Here is a 23,373-nt window from a genome sequence, read left to right as displayed (position 1 = left end):
CCCCCGCCGCCCGCGCCATCCTGGACGCCCGGCGCCGCGCGCTGCTGGACACCGAGCACCGTTCCGCCCACGCCGCCGAGTCCGCACTGCTCGCCCAGGCCACCACCGCGGCCCTGGCCGCCGCCGACTCCCCGGCGGGCTGCGACGACCAGCTGGCCCGGCTGCTGCTGCGGCTGGACGGCCTGGAGGCCCGCTTCGCCGAGGCCGAGGACCTGGCCGCCGAGCTGGCCGAGCGCCGCGAGTCGGTCCAGCAGGCCTTCGCCGCCCGCCGGCAGGCCCTGCTGGACGAGGCCGCCGCCCGCGCCGCCCGGCTCGCCGCCTCCGCCGGCCGCGCCCTGGAGGCCCTGCGCCGCAGGCTGGCCGGGCTGCGCACGGCCGAGGACGTGCACGCCGCGCTGGCCGCCGACCCGATGGCGCTGCGGGTCCGCAGCGCCGCCGCCGAACTGCGCTCCCTCGACGACCGGGTCCGGGCCCAGGAGCTGGAGGACGGCCTCACCGGCGCCGGCCAGACCGCCGTCCGCACCCTGCGCGACCAGGCCGACCTCTCCGCCGACGGCGGCGCCACCGTGCGCCTGGGCCGGCACCGCTTCGCCGTCCGCCGCGAACCCGTCGAACTGACCCTGCTCCCGGACGGCGAAGGACTCGCCTTCTCGGTGAGCGGCACCGGCTACCGCCGCCAGGCCCACGACCCGGCGCTGCTGGCGGGCCGGGAGTTCTGGTCCCAGCCGCTGGTCAGTGAGTCGCCGGCGCTCTACCGCTCCGAGTACCTGGCGACAGGCCTGCTGGGAGCGGTGACTGACGAACCGTTGGAACAGCAGGTGCGCCGCGCCGCCGAGGCGGCCTACGACGAGGGCTATGAACGGGGCGTCCACGACCAGGACGCGACGCTCATCCTCGCCGCGCTGCTCCGGCTCCGGGCCGGCGCCGGACTGCTGCAGCACCCCGCCGAGGTCCGTGCCGCCGCCCAGCTGTTCTGGGCCCACGGGGCGGACCAGGCACAGCGCCGCAGCTGGCAGCGCCGGGCCCGTTCGCTGGCGCTGGCCCGCAGCACCTTCGGCCCGGCCGCGGCCCTGTCCGAGCTGGCCGCCGAACTGTCCGCAGCCGTCGCCGGGTTCAGTTCGGCCAACGGACTCCCGCAGACCCCGCCGGCCGGCGACTACCTGCTGGAGGAGCTCGCCGGTCCCACCGAGGGCTTCGCCGCCGGCGCCGGCGCCCGCGACCTGCTGGAGGCCTTCGAGCAGACCCCCGGCGGCCCGCTGCTCGCCGCCGACCTGCGGGAACTCGCCGCCGACCTCCCGTCCCGGTACCAGCTGGCCACCGCCTGGCTCAGCGCCTTCGCCCCGGACTGCGCCGCCGCCCTGCCCGAGGCGGTCTCCCGGCTCTGCGCCCCGGAGCTGCCCCGCTACCCCGTCGACGCGCCGCTGAGCGAGACCGTGGAGGGGCTGCTCGGCAGCCACCCCCGGATCCAGGACGGCCGACTGACCGTCCGCATCGACCAACTGCCGTACCAGGCCGCCCGGTTCCGGGCCGAGCGAGTCAGTGCGTTCCGCGCCTTCCAGCGACAGCGCGCGGACGCACTGGCCGCCGAACGGTCCCGGCTGCGGCTGGACGACTACCGTCCGCGCCCGCTGGCCGGCTTCGTCCGCAACCAGCTGATCGACGAGGTGTACCTGCCGCTGATCGGTGACAACCTGGCCAAGCAGCTGGGCTCCGCCGACTCGGCGTCCGCCGACCGCAGCGGGCTGCTGCTGCTGCTCTCCCCGCCCGGCTACGGCAAGTCCACGCTGCTGGAGTACGTCGCCGACCGCCTCGGCCTGCTGATGGTCCGGGTCGACGGCCCGGCCCTGGGCACCGGTACGACCTCTCTGGACCCGGACCGCGCGCCCGACGCGGCGGCCCGCCGCGAGGTGGAGAAGATCGTCTTCGCGCTGGAGGCCGGCAGCAATGTGCTGCTGCACCTGGACGACATCCAGCATGTCTCCGCCGAGCTGCTGCAGAAGTTCATCCCGCTGTGCGACGCCCAGCGCCGGATCGAGGCCGTCAGCGACGGGGTGGCCCGCAGCTTCGACCTGCGCGGCCGCCGCTTCGCGGTCTCGCTGGCCGGCAACCCCTACACCTCATCGGGGCAGCGCTTCCGGATCCCCGACATGCTCGCCAACCGCGCCGACGTCTGGAACCTCGGCGAGGTGCTGACGGGCCGTGAGGAGCTGTTCGCCCAGAGCTTCCTGGAGAACGCGCTGGCCGCCAACCCGGTGCTGGCGCCGCTCGCCGGCAGTCCGGCCGAGGAGCTGCGGCTGCTGGTCCGGATGGCCTCCGGCGACCCCTCGGCCCAGGCGGACCAACTAGCCCGTCCCGTCCACGACCTGGACCGGGTCCTCGCCGTCCTGTCCCGGATGCGCCGGGTCCAGCAGAGCGTCCTGGACGTCAACCGCGCCTACATCGCCTCGGCCGCCCAGCAGGAGGTGGCCCGCACCGAGCCGCCGTTCCTGCTCCAGGGCTCCTACCGGACCATGGCCGCGCTGGCGGCGCGGATCGACCCGGTGCTCGACGACGCCGAGCTGGAGGCCCTGGTCGACGACCACTACCTGGCCGAGGCACAGACCCTGGGCGGCGCGGCCGAGGCCAACCTGCTCAAGCTGGCGCTGCTGCGCGGCCGGGCTACCGCCGAGCAGACCGCCCGCTGGCACCGCCTCTGCGCCGAGTACGCGCCCGCCGGGCAGCCGAACGCGGGACAGCCGACCGATCACCCCCCGGTCTGGTCCGGCCACCCCAACAACCGGGCCCCGAAGGCCGCCGTCTCCAGGGTGTAGCGCTGCAGCGCGTCGTCCGGGTCCAGCCCGGTGAGCCGGGCGATGCGCTCCAACCGGTAGGACAGCGCCCGGACGCTCAGCCCCAGCCGCCGCGCGGCCTCCGCGGCGACATAGCGGGAGTCGGCGTAGGCGGCCAGGGTCTCCAGCAGCGGCCCCGGGCCGCCGCGTGCGCCGATCAGCGGCTCCAGCACCCCGTGGATCAGCTCCTCCAGGGCGTCCCGGTCCCGCAGCAGCACCGGCAGGATCAACAGGTCGGCGGCGCGCAGCAGCTGCCCCGGCAGCCGCAGCCGGTTGGCCTGCTCCAGCGCGCCGCGGGCCTCCTCGTAGGAGCGCACCACCCCGCCGGGTCCGCTGTGCGGCCGGCCCACCACCACCCGTCGGCCCTCGGTCAGCGCCGCGAACGCCTGCACGGCCGCGGCCTCGCCCGGTCCGCCGGGCACGATGCAGACCAGCCGTCCGTGCTTGACCGCCAGCAGTACGTCCTGCTCGCCGAAGCGGCCCAGCAGCTGCCGCTCCACCCCCCGCACCAGCGGGTCCTCCAGGTCGTACCCGTCGCCGTCGGCCACCGCGACCACATGCGCGCAGGCCAGGTTGAGGCCGAACCGCTCCGCGTGCTCGGCCAGCCGGCCCAGGTCGCTGCGGCTGCTCAGCAGGTCGGCGACGAACTCCCGGCGCCCTGACTCGTCGCGCTGCAGCCGCTCCCGGTAGGCGCGGCCGTGACCGGCGGCCAGCGCCGCGACCGCGGCCCGCAGCGCGGTCAGCGACGGCCCGTCCACGGTCCGCCCGGTCCATGCCGCGCCGGTCTCCACCAGGCGCTCGTCCACCAGTTCGGCCAGCCCCCGGCCCTCCTGGGCGGCCCGGTCGCCGTAGGCGCGCAGCCGTTCCAGCTCGTCCCGGCGCAACTTCCGCCCGGTCCTCGCGACTTCGGCGAGCAGCCCGGCCCATTCGCCCGGTTCCTGCGCCGCCGTGACAGCAGTGGCCATCTGCGGTTCCCTCCCCCGTACCTACTGCGACGCGCAAGCGTAACGCCGCCGCGCGGGCAGGGCAGACTGGCCCCACATGTCGCGAGGCATGGAGGAAGGAAGGACGGCAGCGGATGCCCCAGCAGTTCGGCGACTACCAGCTGGAGATCTACCTCAACGGCATGCAGGGGGTTCTCCCCGAGTACCCGATGGCCTTCGCCGAGCTGGAGGCGCGGGCGCAGAGCGCGCTGCCGCCCTCGGTCCGGTCGTACGTGGCCGGGGGCGCCGGGGACGAGCACACCCAAAGGGCCAACGTCCGGGCCTTCGAGCAGTGGGGCCTGGTGCCCCGGATGATGGTCGGCGCCAAGGACCGCGACCTCTCCGTCGAGCTCTTCGGCCACCGGCTGCCCTCGCCGCTGTTCATGGCCCCGATCGGAGTGATCGGCCTGTGCGCCCAGGACGGCCACGGCGACCTCGCCACCGCCCGCGCGTCGGCCCGCACCGGGGTCCCCATGGTCGCCTCGACCCTCTCCGAGGACCCGCTGGAGCAGGTCGCCCCCGAACTCGGCGACACCCCCGGCTTCTTCCAGCTCTACACCCCCACCGACCGGGCCCTCGCCGAGAGCCTGGTGTACCGGGCGGAGGCGGCGGGATTCCAGGGCATCGTGGTCACCCTGGACACCTGGATCACCGGCTGGCGCCCGCGCGACCTGGGCTCCGGCAACTTCCCCCAGCTGCGCGGGCACGCGCTCGCCAACTACACCTCCGACCCGGTGTTCCGGGCCGCCCTGCCCAAGCCCCCGGAGGAGGACCCGGCCGGAGCCGTGATGCGCTGGGCCGGCATCTTCGGCAACCCGCTGACCTGGGACGACCTGCCCTGGTTGCGCTCGCTGACCTCCCTGCCGCTGATCCTCAAGGGCATCAGCCATCCTGAGGACGTCCGCCGCGCCAGGGACGGCGGCGTGGACGGCGTCTACTGCTCCAACCACGGCGGCCGCCAGGCCAACGGCGGCCTGCCCGCGCTGGACGCCCTGCCCGGCGTGGTGGAAGCCGCCGACGGCCTGCCGGTCCTCTTCGACTCCGGCGTCCGCAGCGGCGCCGACGCGGTGAAGGCCCTCGCCCTGGGCGCCACCGCGGTCGGCATCGGCCGCCCCTACGCCTACGGCCTCGCCCTCGGCGGCACGGACGGCATCGTCCACGTCCTGCGCTCGCTGCTGGCCGAAGCCGACCTGATCATGGCCGTCGACGGCTACCCCACCCTGGCCGACCTGACCCCGCAGTCGCTGCTGCGGGTGGCAGCTATGCCGTCCACTTGATGTCCGGGTTCAGATGTCCGGTCCAGTTGAAGACGGCCATGTTGTCCCAGCCGTCCCCGCTGTTGGCGATGTCGGTCGGGTCCCAGCCGTTGCCGGGGACGGCGTACCAGGTGGGCTCCCAGTAGAAGACCCCGATCGCCCCCGCGCTGCGGGCCGTGTTCTGCACGGCGGTGAACTCGGCGCCTTGACCGGCCCAGGTGATCGGGTAACCGGAGCAGCCGGAGGTGACCGAATCAGCGGTACTGTCCGCGTTCGCCGTGGTGAACGGATAGGCCGTCTCGGCGATGATCACGTCCTTTCCGTACCGGGACTTCATGTCCGAGACGACGCTGCCCATATTGGCCAGCGTGCCGTGCCACATGCAGTAGTACGACAGCCCGGTGATGTCCCAGTTGACGCCCTTCGCCTTGATCCCGTCGTAGAACCAGCGGGCGTTGGTGTCGCTGTCGGCGTCCGCGGTGTGGATGATCACCTTGGTCCCGCTGTTGCATGCCTTGGTCGCGTTGTAGCCGGACTTGAGCAGCAGACTGAGGTTGGTGAAGTCGCTGTTGACCACCTTCCCGTCGTTCCACAGCATGCCGACGTTGATCTCATTGCCGATCTGCACGCTGTCCGGCGTGGTGCCCTGCGACTTGAGGCTGTTGCAGACGCCGTAGGTGTAGTTGTAGACATCGGTCTGCAACTGGCTGATGCCGTGGCCGGACCAGGCCGCGGGCTTGTTCTGGTTGCCGGGATCGGCCCAGGTGTCCGAGTAGTGGAAGTCGATCAGCAGCTTCAGGCCCTTGGCCTTCACCGTCTTCGCGTAGGCCAGCACCTTGGCCTCGTTGTTGTACCCGCTGGCCGGGTTGTTCCAGATCCGCAGCCGCACGTAGTTCACCCCGGCGGCCTTGAGGATGTCGAGCGGGTCCTTCGCATTGCCGCTGGCGTCGTAGTACGCGGCTCCGAGATCGATGGCCCGCTGCGCGGTCGACACATCCGCGCCGAGCATGCTCAACGAGTTCGCCGCCGAGGCGCTGGTCGTCCCGCTCAGCACGGTCGCCGACAAGGCGACGGCCACCGGCAGCACGGCTGCTCTGGCGGTACGGCCGAATCTGGACAACAGGGTCATGGTCATCCGAACGAACCTCCTGGTGATCGCGATCGCCTGGCATGGACACATCGGAGCTCTGTGAGCGTTCACAGTAGAGGAGGGAGGATCAGGAGTACATACCTCTGCCACAGCTACGGGAACGTTCACAGAATCGGCCGACGCGGCAGGCCGCACACACAACGGCGGCGCGGGTGGGGCGAGTTGGGCACCGTCTCCCGGGCTCGTGCCCGGGAGACGGACACCGGCGGCGCCCCGCCGGCCGTGCTCACCGGCTGCCCCGCCCCCTCAGAGCAGGGTGCGCCAGTAGTACCAGAACCGGTTGAGCACCATCAGCACCACCACCAGGTAGCTGATCGCGGGCAGCACCCACGGGTACCGCGCCGGCACCGCCACGCCGCCGCGCCAGCGCTCCGGCACCGGGATCACCCCGTGCCGGAGGTTGTGCACGGTGGTGCACCAGAACAGCGCGATGGTCGCGGCCCAGACCACCATGCAGTACGGGCAGAGCGCGCCGATCACATAGAGGCTCTGGCCGATCAGCCAGCCCACGAAGACGATCCCGGCCAGCGTCCCGGCCTGCAGCCCGAGCCAGAGCCAGCGCCGGTAGCGGCCGCCGGCCAGGATCCCGACGCCCAGGGTCACCACCACCGCGAAGCCGGCGATGCCCAGCAGCGAGTTGGCGAAGCCGAAGACCGAGGCCTGCTCGGTGCGCATGACCGAGCCGCAGCTGATGATCGGGTTGATGTTGCAGTCGGGGACGAAGCCCGGGTTCTGCAGCAGTTTGATCTTGTCCAGGGTGAGCACCACCGAGGCGGCCAGAGCCGCCGCCCCGGCGATCACCAGCAGCAGCGCGAACGCCCAGCTCGTCGGCACCGGGTCGGTGGAGCCGTGTTCCGCTCCGGTCGGAGCGGCTTCGTCCGGGGCGGCTGCCGGGGCCGCGGCGGTGGCGCCCATTACTTGGCCGCCGCGATCGTCTGCTGCACCAGGGCCTGGTACGCGGTGGCGCTGATCGGCTTGCCGGTGTCCTTGTCGAAGACGGTCAGGGTCTTGCCGTTGAGCTTGAGCGTCGGGGTGCCGGTGACGCCGCTCTTGTTGAAGGCCTTGCTCACCTGCTGCGCCCAGGGCTTGTAGGTGCCGTCCTTCACCGCCTTCTCGAAGGCCGGAGTCACCAGCCCCGGCACCTTGCGGGCCAGGTCCAGCAGGTGGTCGGTGCCGGCGAAGGCGTCGTCGGTCTCCTCCGGCTGGTTGGCGTAGAGCACGCTGTGCAACTGGACGAACTTCGCCGGGCTCTCGTTGATCGCAGCCCCGGCCATGGCCAGCGCGTTGGCGGAGCCGGAGCCGCCGAGGTTGCTGTCCAGGAAGGTGGCCATGTGGTACTGGATCTTGTAGGTGCCGTTGTCGGCGAGCTCGGTGATGGTGGAGCCGTCCGCCTTCTCCAACTCGTCGCAGATCGGGCAGCGGAAGTCCTCGTAGACGTCGAGGGTGTTGGGCGCGTCGGCCTTGCCGTAGACGATCACGGTGCCGTTGCTGCCGGTGGTGTTGGCCGGCACCGTCAGCGGCGCGGAACTGCTCGCGGACGAGCCCGAGCCCGAGCCGGAGGTGGCGACGGCGACCCCGGCGGCGGCCACGACCACCACGGCCGAGACGCCTATCAGGATCTTCTTCCGCAGCGCGGCCACCCGCTGCTCGCGCTCGCGCTCGGCGCTCAGCCGGGCCCGCGCGTCGCTCGTCGGACCGGCCTTCGCGTAGGACCGCTGCTGACTGCCCTTGCTGGTCTTGCTGTTGTTGCTCATGGTGACGGGTGCTCCTGCTCCGTGAGGGATGCTGCGACTGGTCTGCACATGCGTGACCGGCGTGCGCGAACAGCGGCAGCGCCCCCACGGGCGAACGCCCGTACGGCTACAGAAGAACTGAAGGGGGGTGGCTACTGCTCAGCACACGGCCGAGCAGAGCGGTGGACCGCGCCTGCGCGCGGTCCGGAGCAGGACCTGCTGCGGTCCGGGCTGGCTGCGCCTCGGCGCGGCCGGGATCGCGACGCCGGGCTGCACCGGCGGCGTCAGCACCGCGAACAGCACCCGCAGCGGTGCGGTCGCGGACAGTGCGACGGCGAGCAGGGTGCGGAACACCGCGGCCTCGCCGCGCCGCAGCCAGGCCGCCGCGAGCAGCGCCGCCGCCAGGTGCACCAGCAGCAGCAGCGTGAACTGCCAGACCGTCGGATCGGCCGGCAGTGTCAGCCGGAACAGCCCGCCCAGCGGCCCGGATCCGGCGCCCGCGGTGTGCAGCGGCACGCTGCCCCGTCCGCAGAGCAGCAGCGTTGGCAGTCCGCTCACCAGGCCGCCCGAAGCGCCGTTCGCGGGGGTGGCCGGCACCACCACGGCAGGGCCGCAACTCTGCTGGCCCAGGTTGAACATGGCGTTGAGCGACAGTTCCAGCGGGACCAGGACGGCCGCTATCCGGGCGAAGCCGCGCTCCGCGCCAGTGAGCAGCAGGGCGAGGAGGAAGACCGCCAGCCAGGCCCACAGCACGGTGGCGAACGGCAGCGGCGCATGGGTGACCAGCACCTGGCCGCCCGCGGACAGCGCGAGCGAGACGCCGGCGAACACCGCCGCGCGCATCACCCTCACCGTCACAAGTCCGCTGCCCACATCGGCGAGTATGCCAGCCGCCGCCCACCCGGCACATAACCCGGTGAGCGGCGGAGAGGAGCTCTCAGAAAGGTCTTAACGGCCTCAGAGCTTGCTGAGCTTGGAGAAGGGTGTGGTGACTCGGACCTGCCGGGCGCCGAAGTCGACCATAACCGCGGTCTCCCCTTCGACTCCGGTGATCCGTCCGAGCCCGTACTGGTCGTCCGTCACCATGTCCCCGACAGCGAAGCTCTCGGGAGTCGGAGGTGCGGCAGGTGCCTTGAAGGGACTGGTGGGCATGTGGCGCCGGGTCGCGGCGGTTCTGGTCATTACCTGAAGTATGCGCCTGCTGGAGCGCGAGGGGCAGATCCGCTGCCGAGTCGAGACGCATTCGTGCCTGGAGACCGCCTGCACAGGGGGCGCACAGCCGTGCTGGCGTCCACCTCTGCGGGGGAACGGCTGACGAAGCCCTGTCCCAGAACGCGCTGGTCGCGCACACTGTCAGCCATGCGCGTTGAGATGGCGGGGGAGGCGCAACGCCCTGATCGGGTGAGCGAGGACTACACGGTGATGACGCCGGAGGCGCTGGTCCTGCTGGACGGCTCCAGTTCGCCGGCGGCGATGGAGTCGGGCTGCGAGCACGGCACGGCCTGGTACGCGCGCCGGCTCGGCGCACACCTGCTGGCCAGGCTGGTGGACCGGCCCGACCGGACCATGGCGCAGTGCCTGAGTGACGCCATCGCCGAGACCGCGTCGCTGCACGGCGCCCGTTGTGACCTGGCGCACCCCAACACCCCCGCCGCGATGGTGGTGGCGGTGCGGCAGCACGGCCCGGTGCTGCAGTACCTGGTGCTCGGCGACTCGCTGCTGGTGCTGGACCGCTTCGGGGCGGTCGAGGTGATCGGCGACAACCAGCCCTTCCCTGCCGGGGAGGCGCTGCGGCGCGAGGTCCACTCGATGCCCCCGGGCACCCCGGAGCGCGCCGCCCTGCACATGCGCTACGCGCTCGCGGTCCGGGCGGCCCGCAACACCGGGCGCGGCCCGTGGATCGCCGCGGCGCTGCCCAAGGCGGCCGAGTACGCGCAGACCGGCTCGGTCGCGCTGGCCGAACTTCGCTCCTTCGCCGCGCTGACCGACGGCTCCTCGCGCTATGTCGAGCGCTTCGACCTCGGCAGCTGGCCGGACGCCATGGCGCTGCTGGAGCAGCACGGCCCGGCCGAACTGCTCCGCCGGGTCCGCGAGGTGGAGGCGGGCGACGTCTCCTGCACCCGCTGGCCGCGCGGCAAGACCCGCGACGACGCCACGGTGGTCTACGCCCGACTGCGCTGAGGGCCGGGCCCTCGCGGACCCGGCCCTTCCTGCTACTGCTCTGCTACTGCCTTGCTAGCCCTGGCTTACTGCCTTGCTGCGGGCCTCAGTTGTGCTCGGCCGGGATGGTGCCGAACCGTCCGGACTGGAAGTCCTCCACGGCCTGCTGCAGCTCGCGGTGGCTGTTCATCACGAACGGGCCGTAGTGCGCCACCGGCTCGCGGATCGGCTGGCCGCCCAGGATGACCAGGTCCAGGTTGGGGGAGCGGGACTCCTGGGTGGCGTCCGCCTGGACCGTGATCGAGTCGCCGTCGCCGAACAGCACCGCCTGGCCCATCTGCACCGGGCGGTTCTCCTCGCCCACCGTGCCCCGCCCGTTCAGCGCGTACACCAGGGCGTTGAAGTCGCTGCGCCAGGGCAGGGTGATCCGGGCGCCGGGGCTGACCGTCGCGTGGATCATCGTGATCGGCGTGTGCGTGGCGCCGGGGCCCTGCACCCCGCCGATCTCGCCGGCGATCAGCCGCAGGATCGCACCGCCGTCCGGGGTGGACAGCAGCTTGACGTTGGAGCCGGTGATGTCCTGGTACTTGGGCTGGATCATCTTGGCGGAGGCGGGCAGGTTCACCCACAGCTGCAGCCCGTGGAACAGGCCGCCGGAGACCACCAGGTCCTCGGGCGGAGTCTCGATGTGCAGGATGCCCGCGCCGGCCGTCATCCACTGGGTGTCGCCGTCGCCGAGGACGCCGCCGCCGCCGGTCGAGTCCTTGTGGATGAACTTGCCGTCGATCAGGTAGGTCACCGTCTCGAACCCGCGGTGCGGGTGCCAGGGGGTGCCCTTGGGCTCGCCGGCCGCGTACTCCACCTCGCCCATCTGGTCCATCATGATGAACGGGTCCAGGTACTTGGTGTTGATCTTGGCGAAGGCGCGGCGGACCGGGAAGCCCTCGCCCTCGTACCCCTCGGGCGCGGTCACGACCTGGAGCACCGGCCGGGCCTTCGCCGTGGTCGGGTCCGGAGTCTCCACCCGCGGCAGGACCAGCGGGTTCTCGACGGTCACTGCGGGCATGGCGGCCTCCTCTGACGAAGATTCTGCGGCACTTCCTGCCGACATCCACGAGAATAGTTGATGCATCAACCGAAAGCAAGTTGAAGGTTCAACCACTACTGCGTGCAGCGGCCACGCCCGCCTCGCGGGTGCTGCTGTCAGCCGTACATGCGGCGCATGGTGAAGTCGACCATCTGCTCCACGGCCTTGGCGTCGAACACCATCCGGTGCTCGCCCTCCATGTCCATCGCGAAGCCGTAGCCGGTCGGCAGCAGGTCCAGGACCTCGGCGCCGGTCACGGTGAAGTACTTGGACTCCTTGCCGGCGTAGCGGCGCAGTTCCTTCAGCGAGCTGAACATCGGGATCACTGGCTGCGGGGTGTTGTGCAGCGCCAGGAAGCCGGGGCGCTCGCCGCGCGGGCAGTACACCTTCGAGGTGATGAAGATCGACTGGAAGTCCTCCACCGGCAGTCCGCCGGTGGTGAAGGCCCGGACGGCGTCGCTCAGCGACGGCGGGGACGGCTCGGGGTAGAGCGGCTGCTGCGACTGCTGGGCCTGGCCGTAGCCGCCCATGCCGGCGCCCATGCTGCCGCCGCCCATCCCCGCGCCCAGGTCGGGGCCCATGCCGGAGGTGTTCTGCTGCTGGTAGGGGCCGCCCTGGTAGCCGGGTCCGGCGCCGCTCGTCGTTTGCTCGTAGCCGTACACGGGGCCAAGGTTATCGAGTCCGACGCCACCCCGACGGCCCGGTGGGGTTGAATTAAGTTACCTGCGGGTAGCATCATAGTGATTACCGCTGGGTAGGGGACGCCGTCTCCACCGTGTCCGCACTGCGTCCGCACACATCCCGGCTCCTACCGACGCGATGACCGGAGAAGGTTCCATGGGTCACTACAAGTCCAACCTCCGCGACCTTGAGTTCAACCTCTTCGAGGTGCTCGGGCGGGACGAGGTCTACGGCAGCGGTCCCTTCGCGGACATGGACGTGGACACGGCCAAGAGCATCCTGGCCGAGATATCCAGGCTCGCCGAGAACGAGCTGGCCGCCTCCTTCGCCGACGCGGACCGCAACCCGCCGGTCTTCGACCCGGCGACCAACACCGCCCCGGTTCCGGAGACCTTCAAGAAGAGCTATCAGGCCTACATGGACGCCGAGTGGTGGCGCCTGGGCATCCCGGAGTCGATCGGCGGCACGCCCACCCCCTCCAGCCTGATCTGGGCCTACGCGGAGATGGTGCTGGGCGCCAACCCGGCGGTGTGGATGTACTCCTCCGGTCCGGCCTTCGCCGGCGTCATCGCCGAGGAGGGCACCGAGGAGCAGCTCAAGGTCGCCCAGCTGATGGCCGACAAGCAGTGGGGCTCCACCATGGTCCTCACCGAGCCCGACGCGGGCTCCGACGTCGGCGCCGGCCGCACCAAGGCCGTCCAGCAGGCCGACGGCTCCTGGCACATCGAGGGCGTCAAGCGCTTCATCACCTCGGGCGAGCACGACATGTCCGACAACATCATCCACATGGTGCTGGCCCGCCCCGAGGGCCACGGCCCGGGCACCAAGGGCCTCTCGCTCTTCATCGTGCCGAAGTACGACTTCGACTGGGAGACCGGCGAGCTGGGCGCGCGCAACGGCGTCTACGCCACCAACGTCGAGCACAAGATGGGCCTCAAGGCGTCCAACACCTGCGAGATGACCTTCGGCGCCAACGAGCCGGCCCGCGGCTGGCTGCTCGGCGAGAAGCACGACGGCATCCGGCAGATGTTCCGCATCATCGAGTTCGCCCGGATGATGGTCGGCACCAAGGCCATCGCCACCCTCTCCACCGGCTACCTCAACGCCCTGGAGTACGCCAAGGAGCGCGTGCAGGGCCCGGACCTCGCCGAGTTCCTGGACAAGGCCGCCCCCCGGGTCACCATCACCCACCACCCCGACGTCCGCCGCTCGCTGCTGACGCAGAAGGCCTATGTCGAGGGCATGCGCGCGCTGGTGCTCTACACCGCCAGCGTCCAGGACGAGATCCAGCTGCTCAAGGCCCGCGGCGAGTCCGCCGACGCCGCCGAGCGGCTGAACGACCTGCTGCTGCCGATCGTCAAGGGCTACGGCTCGGAGAAGTCCTACGAGCAGCTGGCCCAGTCGCTGCAGACCTTCGGCGGCTCCGGCTACCTGCAGGAGTACCCGGTCGAGCAGTACATCCGGGACGCCAAGATCGACACCCTCTACGAGGGCACCACCGCCATCCAGGGCCAGGACTTCTTCTTCCGGAAGATCGTCAAGGACCAGGGCCAGGCGCTGACCGCGCTCTCCGAGCAGATCCAGAAGGCCATCGCCTCCGGCCTCGGCGGCGAGGAGCTGGCCGCCGAGCGCGAGCAGCTGGCCGCCTCGGCCGGCGACCTGGAGGCCATCGTCGGCGCCATGCTCAACCAGCTGGGCTCGGTCGAGCAGGACGTCCGGAACATGTACAAGGTCGGCCAGAACACCTCCCGGCTGCTGCTGGTCTCCGGCGACGTGGTGATCGGCTGGCTGCTGCTGCGCCAGGCGGCGGTGGCCCAGGCCAGGCTGGACGAGGGCGGGACCTCCGAGAAGGACACCGCGTTCTACCAGGGCAAGGTCGCCGCGGCGCGCTTCTTCAGCCGGACCGTGCTGCCGACGGTGCACGCCCAGCGGCTGATCGCGGAGGGGATCGACAACGCCATCATGGAGATCCCGGAGGCGGCGTTCTGAATTGACAGCGTCAGGTCGGGATTCTTGACCAGATCTTGACGGGGCGATGTCGGACAAGTACACGTCAAGGGGCACTTCTCCGACACCGGCCCCTTGCCGTAGCGGCAAAGCGGTCCACGGCCGGGCGTAGGCTCGGACGGCAGGAAACGAGGGCGGGGCTCTTCTCAGGAAGGGCCCCGCCCCCGTACCCAGCCCTCCCCTCACCCCTGGAGCAGCATTGACCAGCGCAGCCGGCGCGGGCAGCGTCGCCTTCGACCGCAGCCACACCGACGACCTCATCGCGTTTCTGCAGGCCAGCCCCTCGCCGTACCACGCGGTGGCCAGCGCCGCGCAGCGGCTGGAGAAGGCGGGCTTCCGGCAGGTCGAGGAGACCGCGTCGTGGGAGGGCACGGCGGGCGGGCGCTACGTCATCCGCGGTGGGGCGCTCATCGCCTGGTACGTCCCCGAGGGGGTGACCGCGGCGACTCCGTTCCGCATCGTCGGCACCCACAGCGACTCGCCGAACCTGCGGGTCAAGCCGGTCCCTGACACCGGCTCGGTCGGCTGGCGCCAGGTCGCCGTGGAGATCTACGGCGGCGTCCCGCTGAACACCTGGCTGGACCGCGACCTCGGCGTCTCCGGACGCCTGGCCCTGCGCGACGGCTCCACCCGGCTGGTGCAGCTGGACGAGGCGCTGCTCCGGGTACCGCAGTTGGCGATCCACCTGGACCGGCAGGTCAACGACGGGATGACGCTGGACAAGCAGCGGCACCTCACGCCGGTCTGGGGCCTGGGGCGGCCCACCGAGGGCGCGCTGATCGACTACGTCGCCCGCGCCGCCGACCTGCAACCGGACGAGGTGGTCGGCTGGGACCTGATGACCCACGACGTCCAGCCGCCGTCCTACCTGGGCCGCGACCGCGAACTGCTGGCCGCGCCGCGGCTGGACAACCTGCTCTCGGTGCACGCCGCCACCGCGGCGCTGGCCGCCGTCGCCTCCGCCCCCGGCGCCGCCGAGCTGCCCTTCATCCCGGTGATCGCCGCGTTCGACCACGAGGAGAACGGCAGCGAGTCCGACACCGGCGCCCAGGGACCGCTGCTCGGCAATGTGCTGGAGCGCTCGGTCTTCGCGCGCGGCGGCAGTCTGGAGGACCGGGCCCGGGCCCTGGCCGGGACCATCTGCCTGTCCTCGGACATGGGCCACGCGGTGCACCCCAACTACAGCGAACGGCACGAGCCGGGGCACCACCCGATGCCCAACGGCGGACCGATCCTCAAGGTCAACGTCAACAACCGCTATGCCACCAACGGTGTCGGCCGGGCCGTCTTCGCCGCCGCCTGCGAGCGGGCCGGGGTGCCCTGGCAGAGCTTCGTCTCCAACAACTCGATGCCCTGCGGCACCACCATCGGCCCGATCACCGCGGCCCGGCTGGGCATCGCCACGGTCGACTGCGGCATCGCCGCGCTGTCGATGCACTCGGCCCGCGAGCTGTGCGGGGCCGACGACCCGTTCCTGCTGGCGGCGGCGCTCAAGGCCTTCCTGGAGGGCTGAGCCGGACGGTCGAGGCCGCCGCCGTAGCAACTGCTTCGGCTACTGGTCCGTCCCCGCTACTGGTCCATCCCCGCCAGCACCAGCGGCAGCCGCGAGGCCGCGCCGTCCACCAGTCGGACCGGGACGCCCCAGTCCTGCTGGTGCACGTGGCAGGTCGGGTACTCGATCGCCGGGTCGTCGTCGCAGGAGGCGGCCATCGCGCTGATGTGCAGCACGCCCTCGGTGACGGCCGGGTTCAGCCGCAGCTCGCGGTCGAGCGCGGTGTCCGAGCCCTCGCCGGAGAGCAGCAGCTCCGGCGGGGTGGAGCTGACCAGCAGCCGGGTGGCGGGCCCGAAGCTGGTGTCCAGCTTCTGCCCGGCCGGCGGTGTGAAGATCACGTCCAGCCGCAGCGCGCCGGGGGCGACCTCGGTGGCCGGGCGCTGGGTGCGGTGCGCGGCCGCCTCGACCCGGACGGCCTCCTCGGGCAGCCGCAGCCGGGTGAGCCGGTGCCGGGCCGACTCGACGACGACGATGTCGCCGTCGGCGACCACCGCGCCGGAGGGCTCGCGCAGGTCGGTGGCCAGGGTGGTGACCTGGCCGGTGGCCGGGTCGAAGCGGCGCAGGGCGTGGTTGTAGGTGTCCGCGACGGCGACCGAGCCGTCGGCGAGCACGGTCACGCCGAGCGGGTGCTGCAGCAGCGCCTGGCCGGCCTCGCCGTCCCGGTGCCCGAAGTCGAACAGCCCGGTGCCCACGGCGGTGCTGACCTGGTGCGTGCCCGCGGCGACGAAGCGGACCGCGGAGGTCTCCGAGTCGGCCACCCAGAGCCGCTGCCCGTCCGGGCTGACGGCGAGTCCGGACGGCTGGGCGAACCAGGCCTCCTCCGCCGGGCCGTCGACCAGGCCCTCGTTGGTGGTCCCGGCCGCGACGGCGACCGTCCCGGCCGCCGGGTCCCAGGCCCACAGCTGGTGGGTGCCGGCCATGGCGATCCACACCCGGCCGTCGAACCAGGCGACGTCCCAGGGCGAGGAGAGGTCGACCTCGCGGGCCGGCCCCGAGGTGGGTGAGTTCTGCCACCACTGGCGGCCGGTCCCGGCCACCGTGGTCACCTCACCGCTGGCCAGGTCCACCCGGCGCAGCGCGTGGTTGACGGTGTCGGCGACCACCACCGCGCCGCCCTCGGGCAGCAGCGCCAGGCCCTGCGGCTCGCTGAACCGCGCGCTGTCGGCCGGCCCGTCGGCGAGGCCGCGCTCGCCGCTGCCAATCCGGCGCAGCACGGTCTCGCCGTCCTCTGCCAGCTCGACCAGCGAGTGGTGCCCCGAGTCGGCGACCAGGTAGCCGCCGCCGGGCAGCCGTACCGCCTTGCCGGGGAAGCGCAGCGCCCCGGGCTCCGCCACCGGCGGGACGTAGGGACCGTCCCCGCGCCGCAGCGTGCCCTTGGCGGCGTGCTCCGCCTCCAACTCCTCGACCAGGGCGGCGATGGCGTGCGCATGCCCCTCACCGGCGTGCTGGGCGACGACGTACCCCTCGGGGTCCACCACCGCCAGCGTCGGCCAGGCCCGCACCGCGTACTGCTTCCAGGTCACCAGCTCCGGGTCGTCCAGCACCGGATGCGCCACGTCGTACCGCGCCACCGCGTCCACCACGGCGCCGTGCTCGGCCTCGTGCACGAACTTGGGCGAGTGCACCCCCACGATCACCAGGGTGTCGCGGTGCTTCTCCTCCAGCTCGCGCAGCTCGTCCAGGACATGCAGGCAGTTGATGCAGCAGAAGGTCCAGAAGTCGAGCAGGACGATCTTGCCCCGCAGGTCCGCGAGGGTCAGCTGCTGACCGCCTGTGTTGAGCCACCCACCGGCGCCGACAAGTTCGGGGGCGCGTACCCGTGCACGAGAAGCCATGTCCGTATCCAACCCCATCGGGGTGTGTGCGCATTCCGGACGCCGCTCCTCCGGGAGGAGCCCGCGGTCCTCAGGAGTAGTGGGACAGGGCTTCGCCCACGGTGACGACGGGGATGCCGCGGTCGCTGATGGCCTGCATGACCGCGGTGAAGGCGGTCTGGCTGATCTGGGTGTTGTCGGAGAGCTTGCCGGTGGTGAGCTGGTGGAAGCAGAAGATCAGCCAGTCGCCGTTGTGCGCGCAGCGGTCCAGCTCGCCGCCCACCCGGGTGACGTCGGAGACGGCGTAGCCCGGGTTGGCGGCGTCGCTCACTCCGGTGAGGGCCTTCAGGCGGAGCGGCATGGCGGGGCGGAAGGACTCGGTGGTCTCCGAGATGATCGATCTGCCGGTGAGGAAGTGCTGCTTGACGATGCTGTCGACCGGCACTCCGTCCCTGGTCGCCGAGAAGGTCCCGTGCGGGTAGGCGAAGTGCTCGCTGGGGAACTTGTTGGACGCGAGCCAGGCCCGCAGTTTCCGCAGGTCGATGTCGACCTGCTTGGCGGTGAGCTGGTCGTAGCCCTTGTTGTGGGCGTCCATCGAGTAGGCGTGCCCGGCCATCTCCCAGCCGGAGGCGTCCTGGAGGTCCTGCATCTGGTTCGTGGACAGGTAGCGGGTGGTCCCGGCCGCGTCGGCGATGTTGTAGATCGTGCCGGCGAACTTGTGGGCGTCCATCACCGGGCGGGCCAGGTCGTGGACCGACTGGAAGGAGTCGTCGAAGGTGATCGAGACGGCGCCGCGCGGGAAGGCATGGGTGGTGTCGTTGATCAGCTCGACGGCCTGCAGGTGGCAGGTGACCGGGCCCTTGGCGTCGTCGTACACCGCGAAGGACATGTCCGTGAATCCCGACTTCACCGTGGGGACACGGGTGGCCGAGAGCTTGTGGGCCCCTCCCGAGCCGGTGGCGTCGGCCCACTGCAGGTGCACGGTCACCCACTCGCCGGACTGGACGTAGTTGTCCCACTGGCTCGAGTGGGTGTGGAAGTTCCAGTAGTAGTGGTTCGCCAGGCCGGCGTCTCCGAGGTAGAACGCCATGCTGTGGAGATGGGTGACGTCCTCGACCCGGAAGACCAGTCGGATCATCCTTCCGGTCATATCCATCGGCGGCATGGCCTCCCGACGGATGAAGGACTGGACGCCGTTGCCCGCGGTGGTGAGGCCGAAGGACTGGCTGCCGCTGGTGAAGAGCGCGGTGTCGTTGGGCTTGTCCGAGGCTGTCCCCCCGCCGCCGGCCGTCCATCCGTGGCCGGGCTGGAATCCCTGGGACCACAGGGCCGGCCTGGGGGTCAGGCTGGCCGGAGCAGCCCCGGCCGGCTCGGCCGGGGGCGGCGGGGAGCCGAAGCCCGCGCGCGTGACGACCAGGCCGCCGGTCGCGGCGGCCAGCACTCCGCCGCCCCCGAGCAGCAGGGCGGACCTCCGGGTCATCCCGCCGCGCTTCGCACCGCGGTGGGCGGCATGGCGGGAGCCCGGTATGGAGGGGTCCTGATCGGAAGACGACCTGTTCAAGCCTGGGTTCCTCATCGGTCTGCGGAGTGCCGCTCCTCTGGCGGGGAAGTGCAGCGTACCGGGCCCGGATCCGGCGGTTCAGCCGGGGCGGCGGCCGGGCCGGGTCACCCCCCGGCGGAGCGGCGGTCCCGGCGGCGGCGGCGCACCGAGGCCATGTAGGTGAGCGTGCAGAAGGCGACCACCACGATGCTGAGGACCAGCAGCAGCATGGCCGTGTTGGACACGCCCGAGAGCAGGATGGCGCCGAGGGCGAGGATGAGGACGGCGCCTGCGCCTGCGATGGGATTCACGGTGATCCCTTTCTACTTCCAGGCGGATACGCGGGTGAGGTACGACTTGGCCAGCGAGGAGAGCAGCCAGTAGATGCGCACCACGTTGAACACCAGCTCCGGCAGGATCAGGGCCTCCACCAGCATGGCCTTCCAGCCGAGGTTGGTGACCCGGAGGGCCGGATAGATGATCCAGAAGCCGGTCAGCACCCAGAAGATCCAGGAGAAGGTGAATCCGCTGGACGTCCACTCGGCCACCGTGATCGAACCGAAGCCCATCAGGTAGGCCGCGCCCAGCAGGCCGAGGAACATGGCGCTGATCGAGTGCCAGGTGAAGCGGGTGATGCCGCGGTTGCGCAGGGTGTCCACGGTGCCGCGGGTCCAGCGCTCGCGCTGCTGGATCAGCTCGCGCAGCGTGGGCATCAGGTCGGTGTAGGCGATGCAGAGCTGGTTGGCGGTGACCTTCCAGCCGGACTCCTTGAGGGCCAGGGTGGTCTCGTAGTCCTCGACCAGGTTGCTGTGGTCCTCCCAGAAGACCTCGCCGCGCCAGTCGAGGAGGTTCTGCAGGGCCTCGCCGCGGTAGAAGGAGCCGGCCCCCGACATGGTGTGGACGTCGTGCCGGTAGCGGGAGTTGGCGGCCCGGCCGTACTCGATGATCTGCATGCCGAGGAGGTAGCGCTGCCACGGGCTGCGCCACAGGTCGGTGCGGCCCAGGCAGGCGGCGCTGACGCCGCCGAGCTGGGGGTCGGAGGCGATGACGTTGCGGGCGCGCTCGATGAACCGCGTGTGCAGCTCGGTGTCCGCGTCCATGACCAGGACGTGCTGGACGTGGTCGGTCAGCCGTCCTTCGACTGCCTGCCGCAGCCAGGCGAGGCCGTGGTTGAGGGCTCCGGCCTTCTTGTGCGGGTTGTTCGCCAGGTTCAGCACCACCGTCTCCGGCGTGCCGGGCTCGGCGGCGAACTGCTGGGCGAAGTCCAGGGTGCGGTCCGTGGAGTTGTTGACCACCACGATGATCAGGTCCGGCGGGCGGGTCTGCCCGGCCAGGGACCGCAGGGCGGTGAAGACGCCGGCTTCCTCGTTCCGGGCCGGCACCAGGGCGACCGTGTCCAGAAGTGGGGTGGTACCGGCCCGGTGGGGATCGGCGAGACGCTTGCGGTGGCGCTTGCGCGACTGACGCGGTGCGACGGTCTGATCTCGGGGCGCAGTCGTGCTCGGCACCCGGCTCTCCCTCTGGTATGAACGCACGGCCCAGGTCTGGGCGTGCCCTTGTCATAGGGTCATGCGCCACGGCTGCGGGGCGCAGATGACGTGCGTTCGATTCCATCGGTCGCTCGTTCGCGTCATCGTTTCATATGGTCCATGGAGAGAGACGAACAAATGGGGCGCACTTGATAACGGCAACGCAACGATTGTGGGAGTCCCAAGGAGGGGCTTTTATTGAATGCGCACCGACAAGAGAATAGGTGGCGCCGGTTCGGCAGGGGGACGAATTCATCATTGGGGATGAACCGGTCAGGTCGGGAGATGTGGTTCGTAGTCGTTCCAAATGGGCGGCCGGCCGGAAAAGCAGCCCGGCGGCAACACGTACGATGCGCGTGACGTGAAGCCGTCGGCAGGGAAGCACGGTTGGGGTGCTGCTGCCTTTCCCTTGAGGAGCCCTCCGTGACACCCTCCAGCCGCACTCCCCGCAGCAGCGGGCGGAGGTTGCTGAACCTGCTGGTGTTCGTCGCGGTCCTGGCCCTGGGAGGGATCGCGCTGGTCCCGGTGTACCACTGGGCCCACCCCGGGAAGTCCGGCTCGGCGAAGACCTCGGCCGCGGCCCCGGCGGCGGAGCGGGCGAAGGCCACGGCCACCCCGGTTGTCCCGACGGCGTCGAGGGCTGCCGCCCCCAAGGCCGACGGGCTGATATTCGACGACTTCTCCTATTCCGGCGGCAGCGATCCGAGCCTGGCCGCCCACGGCTGGCAGGTCCGCACGGACCCGGGCGGCCCCGGGATCAACAGCACCTGGAAGGCCGGCGGCGTCAGCTTCCCGAAGGTCGCGTCGGCCCAGGGCGGGCACGCGATGCAGCTCCAACTCACCAGCGACGGAACCGCGTCGGGTACTCGGCAGTCGGAACTGCGCAGCGCCGAGCCGCTGTTCCAGGACGGGACCTATGCGGCCCGGGTCTATTTCACCGACGGGCCCGCGGTGGGGAGGAACGGCGACCACTTCGTCGAGGCGTTCTATGCGATCTCGCCCCCCAAGGACGGCGCGCCCTACAGCGAGTTGGACTACGAGTACCTGCCCAACGGCGGCTGGGGCTCCAAACGGCCCGAGCTCGACACCACCAGCTGGCGCACCTCCAAGCAGGGCGACCGGGTCTACCACCCCTCGTACGCCCGCCTGCACGGCTGGCACACGGTGATGGTCACCTCGCAGAGCGGCAAGGTCTCCTACTACCTCGACGGCGCCAAGGTGTTCAGCAGCAGTGCCCCCTACGCGCTGCACGGGCCCGTCGGCGTGGCTTTCAGCACCTGGATGATCGACCTCCCCTTCGCCGGGCAGCGCACCTGGAACATGCAGGTCAACTGGTTCTACTACCAGGCAGGCAAGGTGCAGGCGCCCGGCGCCGTCGACCAGGCGGTGAAGGGCTACTACGCGGACAGCACCCACTTCGTGGACACGCTGGCCGGCCACTGAGCCGACCGGCGGGCGTACTGCCGCCGCGGGCGTGAGGAACTCCTTTGTGGGGGAAGGCGTCCTAACCGGTACAGACCCACGTGCGGAGGCGAAGCAGCCCATGAAGTTCCTGATGCGGGACCGGATGTTCTCGATCGGCGACGATCACTGGATCACCACCGAGCACGGCGACAAGGCGTTCCTGGTGGACGGCAAGGTGCTGCGGGTCTCGGACACCTTCGAGCTGAAGGACCCGGCCGGCGTCAAGGTCGCGGTGATCAAGAAGAAGATCGTCAGCGTCCGTGACGCCATGAAGATCGAGCGGGACGGCGAGACCATCGCCACCGTCAAGAAGAAGCTGTTCACCCCGTTCCGGGACAAGTACGAGGCGCACCTCGCCGACGGTCGCGAGTTCGAGATCCACGGCAATATCCTCGACCACGAGTTCGACATCGAGGGCGACGACGGGGAACGGGTGGCCAGGATCTCGCGCAAGTGGTTCAGCTTCAGGGACACCTACGGCATCGACATCCAGGACGGCCAGGACGTCCCGCTGCTGCTGTGCGTGGCGGTGTGCGTGGACCACCTGCAGCGGATGGAGGGGCACGGGGACTGACGGGGCGTCATGCCGCCGGACCGCGCGGCGCGGCGGTGCGGGCCGGAGCGGGGCGGGCCGGGGATCAGCCGAGGTGGAGCGTGCGCCAGCCGCGGGTGATCTGCTCGCCCAGGTCCGGCGGGCGCTGCGCCCCCGGCAGCAGTTCCAGGAGCAGCGCGTTGCCGTCCGCCGGACGGTGCGCGCTGTCCTTGGTGAGGGCCAGCCGGACCACCCGGAGCAGTTCGGGGGAGACCTGGCCGAGGGTGGCCAGCGCGGTCTCGTCCGGGCCGGCGATCAGCACCCGGTTGAGGATGGCGGCTGTGTCACGGGCCTGGAACGGACTGCGTCCGGCGGTCGCGGCGACCAGGCAGCAGCCCCAGGCCCAGACGTCGGTCCAGGGTCCGGCGGGTTCGTCGCCGAACTGCTCGGGGGCCATGTAGGGGAGGGTGCCGATGCCCATCCCGGTACGGGTGAGGCGGGTGCGGTCGAGCATCACCGCGATGCCGAAGTCCAGCAGCCGCGGCCCGGCGGTGGTGAGCATGATGTTGGCCGGCTTGAGGTCGCGGTGGACCAGGCCGCTGCGGTGCACTCCGTCCAGGGCGACGGCGAGGGCCAGCGCGAAGGCGTTCAGGGCCTCGGGGGCGAGGATCGGGCCGCGCCCGCTGAGGTGTGCGTCCAGCGGGGAGCCGTCCAGCAGGTCCATGGCGATGAAGGGGAAGCCGTCGGCGATGCCGGAGTCGATCACCCGGGCGGTGTAGGCGCTGGAGACCCGGCCGAGCGCCTCCGCCTCGCGCTGGAACCGCTGGGCCAGCTCGGCGTCGTCCAGGAGTTCCGGCTTCAGCGTCTTCAGGGCGACCTGGGTGGCCGAGCCCTCCAGGCAGGCCACGTACACGGTGCCCATGCCGCCGGAGCCGATCCGGCCGAGCAGCCGGTAGGGGCCCAGGGTGCGCGGCTCGTGCGCGGTGAGCGGGGAGCAGCGGACCACCGGGACCGGGTCGGGGGTGCGGGCCCCGGGCACGGTGCCGGGGCCCGGGGG

Annotated in this window: 19 protein-coding genes and 1 pseudogene; 7 read left to right on the top strand and 13 right to left on the bottom strand. The window is 71.3% G+C overall.

The annotated features are described in order from the left end of the window. A pseudogene (locus TR46_RS26410) lies at nucleotides 1-2,810 on the top strand (DNA repair ATPase); the annotation flags it as partial. Here the strand turns inward: TR46_RS26410 and TR46_RS26405 are convergent. Further along, on the bottom strand, nucleotides 2,744-3,793 hold the full coding sequence (locus TR46_RS26405) for a PucR family transcriptional regulator (protein WP_042405733.1): 1,050 nt from the start codon (nucleotides 3,791-3,793) through the stop codon (nucleotides 2,744-2,746). The pseudogene TR46_RS26410 and the gene TR46_RS26405 overlap by 67 nt on opposite strands. A 113-nt stretch (nucleotides 3,794-3,906) precedes the next feature. On the opposite strand from TR46_RS26405, the gene TR46_RS26400 reads away from it, so the two are divergent. Further along, nucleotides 3,907-5,088 carry a lactate 2-monooxygenase gene (locus TR46_RS26400; protein WP_042405731.1) on the top strand — a complete coding sequence of 394 codons (1,182 nt, stop codon included), beginning with the start codon at nucleotides 3,907-3,909 and terminating at the stop codon, nucleotides 5,086-5,088. Here the strand turns inward: TR46_RS26400 and TR46_RS26395 are convergent. The 5 genes from TR46_RS26395 to TR46_RS26375 form a co-directional block, all read right to left on the bottom strand. Further along, the gene (locus TR46_RS26395; protein WP_201776447.1) at nucleotides 5,072-6,202 is read right to left on the bottom strand and encodes a glycoside hydrolase family 53 protein; all 1,131 of its coding nucleotides are present in this window, start codon (nucleotides 6,200-6,202) and stop codon (nucleotides 5,072-5,074) included. The genes TR46_RS26400 and TR46_RS26395 overlap by 17 nt on opposite strands. Nucleotides 6,203-6,463: 261 nt before the next feature. Then, a complete protein-coding gene (locus tag TR46_RS26390) occupies nucleotides 6,464-7,132 on the bottom strand; it encodes a vitamin K epoxide reductase family protein (protein ID WP_052433105.1) in 669 nt (222 codons plus the stop codon). After that, entirely contained in the window at nucleotides 7,132-7,971 is an 840-nt protein-coding gene (locus TR46_RS26385; protein ID WP_042405728.1) for a thioredoxin domain-containing protein, read from the bottom strand. Before TR46_RS26385 ends, TR46_RS26390 begins: the two co-directional genes overlap by 1 nt. A gap of 138 nt (nucleotides 7,972-8,109) precedes the next feature. Beyond that, entirely contained in the window at nucleotides 8,110-8,823 is a 714-nt protein-coding gene (locus tag TR46_RS26380) for a hypothetical protein (RefSeq protein WP_236655512.1), read from the bottom strand. A gap of 84 nt (nucleotides 8,824-8,907) precedes the next feature. Further along, nucleotides 8,908-9,132, bottom strand: coding sequence for a hypothetical protein (locus TR46_RS26375; RefSeq protein ID WP_042405725.1), 225 nt, complete (start codon nucleotides 9,130-9,132; stop codon nucleotides 8,908-8,910). 177 nt (nucleotides 9,133-9,309) lie between these two features. Here TR46_RS26375 and TR46_RS26370 point away from each other — a divergent pair, with 177 nt between their 5' ends. Beyond that, nucleotides 9,310-10,131, top strand: a complete 822-nt coding sequence (locus tag TR46_RS26370; RefSeq protein WP_042405724.1) for a protein phosphatase 2C domain-containing protein — start codon at nucleotides 9,310-9,312, stop codon at nucleotides 10,129-10,131. Nucleotides 10,132-10,216: 85 nt separating this feature from the next. Here TR46_RS26370 and TR46_RS26365 read toward each other — a convergent pair whose 3' ends face one another. Both TR46_RS26365 and TR46_RS26360 read right to left on the bottom strand, forming a co-directional pair. Beyond that, the gene (locus TR46_RS26365) at nucleotides 10,217-11,176 is read right to left on the bottom strand and encodes a pirin family protein (RefSeq protein WP_042405723.1); all 960 of its coding nucleotides are present in this window, start codon (nucleotides 11,174-11,176) and stop codon (nucleotides 10,217-10,219) included. Between the two features lie 137 nt (nucleotides 11,177-11,313). Next, on the bottom strand, nucleotides 11,314-11,859 hold the full coding sequence (locus TR46_RS26360; protein ID WP_042405721.1) for an SseB family protein: 546 nt from the start codon (nucleotides 11,857-11,859) through the stop codon (nucleotides 11,314-11,316). 175 nt (nucleotides 11,860-12,034) lie between these two features. Between TR46_RS26360 and TR46_RS26355 the strand changes: the two genes are divergently transcribed. Next, nucleotides 12,035-13,867: an acyl-CoA dehydrogenase gene (locus TR46_RS26355; RefSeq protein WP_042405719.1), complete on the top strand. Its 1,833-nt coding sequence runs from the start codon at nucleotides 12,035-12,037 to the stop codon at nucleotides 13,865-13,867. Nucleotides 13,868-14,084: 217 nt separating this feature from the next. Beyond that, complete coding sequence (locus tag TR46_RS26350; RefSeq protein ID WP_042405717.1) at nucleotides 14,085-15,398, top strand: M18 family aminopeptidase; 1,314 nt, start codon at nucleotides 14,085-14,087, stop codon at nucleotides 15,396-15,398. 56 nt (nucleotides 15,399-15,454) lie between these two features. On the opposite strand, the gene TR46_RS26345 is transcribed toward TR46_RS26350, so the two are convergent. The 4 genes from TR46_RS26345 to TR46_RS26330 form a co-directional block, all read right to left on the bottom strand. Continuing rightward, nucleotides 15,455-17,272, bottom strand: coding sequence for an NHL domain-containing thioredoxin family protein (locus tag TR46_RS26345; protein ID WP_042405715.1), 1,818 nt, complete (start codon nucleotides 17,270-17,272; stop codon nucleotides 15,455-15,457). Between the two features lie 70 nt (nucleotides 17,273-17,342). Further along, the gene (locus TR46_RS26340; protein WP_042405713.1) at nucleotides 17,343-18,731 is read right to left on the bottom strand and encodes a polysaccharide deacetylase family protein; all 1,389 of its coding nucleotides are present in this window, start codon (nucleotides 18,729-18,731) and stop codon (nucleotides 17,343-17,345) included. A 185-nt stretch (nucleotides 18,732-18,916) separates the two neighbouring features. Beyond that, entirely contained in the window at nucleotides 18,917-19,102 is a 186-nt protein-coding gene (locus tag TR46_RS26335) for a hypothetical protein (RefSeq protein ID WP_042405711.1), read from the bottom strand. A gap of 12 nt (nucleotides 19,103-19,114) precedes the next feature. After that, a complete protein-coding gene (locus tag TR46_RS26330; protein WP_084718940.1) occupies nucleotides 19,115-20,299 on the bottom strand; it encodes a glycosyltransferase family 2 protein in 1,185 nt (394 codons plus the stop codon). A gap of 444 nt (nucleotides 20,300-20,743) precedes the next feature. Between TR46_RS26330 and TR46_RS26325 the strand changes: the two genes are divergently transcribed. Both TR46_RS26325 and TR46_RS26320 read left to right on the top strand, forming a co-directional pair. Then, nucleotides 20,744-21,763, top strand: coding sequence for a glycoside hydrolase family 16 protein (locus TR46_RS26325; protein WP_152626682.1), 1,020 nt, complete (start codon nucleotides 20,744-20,746; stop codon nucleotides 21,761-21,763). A 100-nt stretch (nucleotides 21,764-21,863) separates the two neighbouring features. Then, complete coding sequence (locus TR46_RS26320; protein ID WP_042405708.1) at nucleotides 21,864-22,358, top strand: LURP-one-related/scramblase family protein; 495 nt, start codon at nucleotides 21,864-21,866, stop codon at nucleotides 22,356-22,358. Between the two features lie 64 nt (nucleotides 22,359-22,422). Here the strand turns inward: TR46_RS26320 and TR46_RS26315 are convergent. Continuing rightward, nucleotides 22,423-23,373, bottom strand: a 951-nt coding sequence (locus TR46_RS26315) for a serine/threonine-protein kinase (RefSeq protein WP_161790196.1), incomplete at its 5' end; no start/stop codon positions are given.

The organism is Streptacidiphilus carbonis (assembly GCF_000787775.1).
Classification (GTDB): domain Bacteria; phylum Actinomycetota; class Actinomycetes; order Streptomycetales; family Streptomycetaceae; genus Streptacidiphilus; species Streptacidiphilus carbonis.
This window is presented reverse-complemented; position numbering and strand designations above follow the sequence as displayed.

Excerpts from the sequence above, each read along its gene's own strand:
- TR46_RS26405 (WP_042405733.1), bottom strand. The coding sequence starts at position 3,793 with ATGGCCACTGCTGTCACGGCGGCGCAGGAACCGGGCGAATGGGCCGGG.
- TR46_RS26400 (WP_042405731.1), top strand. The coding sequence starts at position 3,907 with ATGCCCCAGCAGTTCGGCGACTACCAGCTGGAGATCTACCTCAACGGC.
- TR46_RS26395 (WP_201776447.1), bottom strand. The coding sequence starts at position 6,202 with ATGACCATGACCCTGTTGTCCAGATTCGGCCGTACCGCCAGAGCAGCC.
- TR46_RS26390 (WP_052433105.1), bottom strand. The coding sequence starts at position 7,132 with ATGGGCGCCACCGCCGCGGCCCCGGCAGCCGCCCCGGACGAAGCCGCT.
- TR46_RS26385 (WP_042405728.1), bottom strand. The coding sequence starts at position 7,971 with ATGAGCAACAACAGCAAGACCAGCAAGGGCAGTCAGCAGCGGTCCTAC.
- TR46_RS26375 (WP_042405725.1), bottom strand. The coding sequence starts at position 9,132 with ATGACCAGAACCGCCGCGACCCGGCGCCACATGCCCACCAGTCCCTTC.
- TR46_RS26370 (WP_042405724.1), top strand. The coding sequence starts at position 9,310 with ATGCGCGTTGAGATGGCGGGGGAGGCGCAACGCCCTGATCGGGTGAGC.
- TR46_RS26365 (WP_042405723.1), bottom strand. The coding sequence starts at position 11,176 with ATGCCCGCAGTGACCGTCGAGAACCCGCTGGTCCTGCCGCGGGTGGAG.
- TR46_RS26355 (WP_042405719.1), top strand. The coding sequence starts at position 12,035 with ATGGGTCACTACAAGTCCAACCTCCGCGACCTTGAGTTCAACCTCTTC.
- TR46_RS26345 (WP_042405715.1), bottom strand. The coding sequence starts at position 17,272 with ATGGCTTCTCGTGCACGGGTACGCGCCCCCGAACTTGTCGGCGCCGGT.
- TR46_RS26340 (WP_042405713.1), bottom strand. The coding sequence starts at position 18,731 with ATGACCCGGAGGTCCGCCCTGCTGCTCGGGGGCGGCGGAGTGCTGGCC.
- TR46_RS26320 (WP_042405708.1), top strand. The coding sequence starts at position 21,864 with ATGAAGTTCCTGATGCGGGACCGGATGTTCTCGATCGGCGACGATCAC.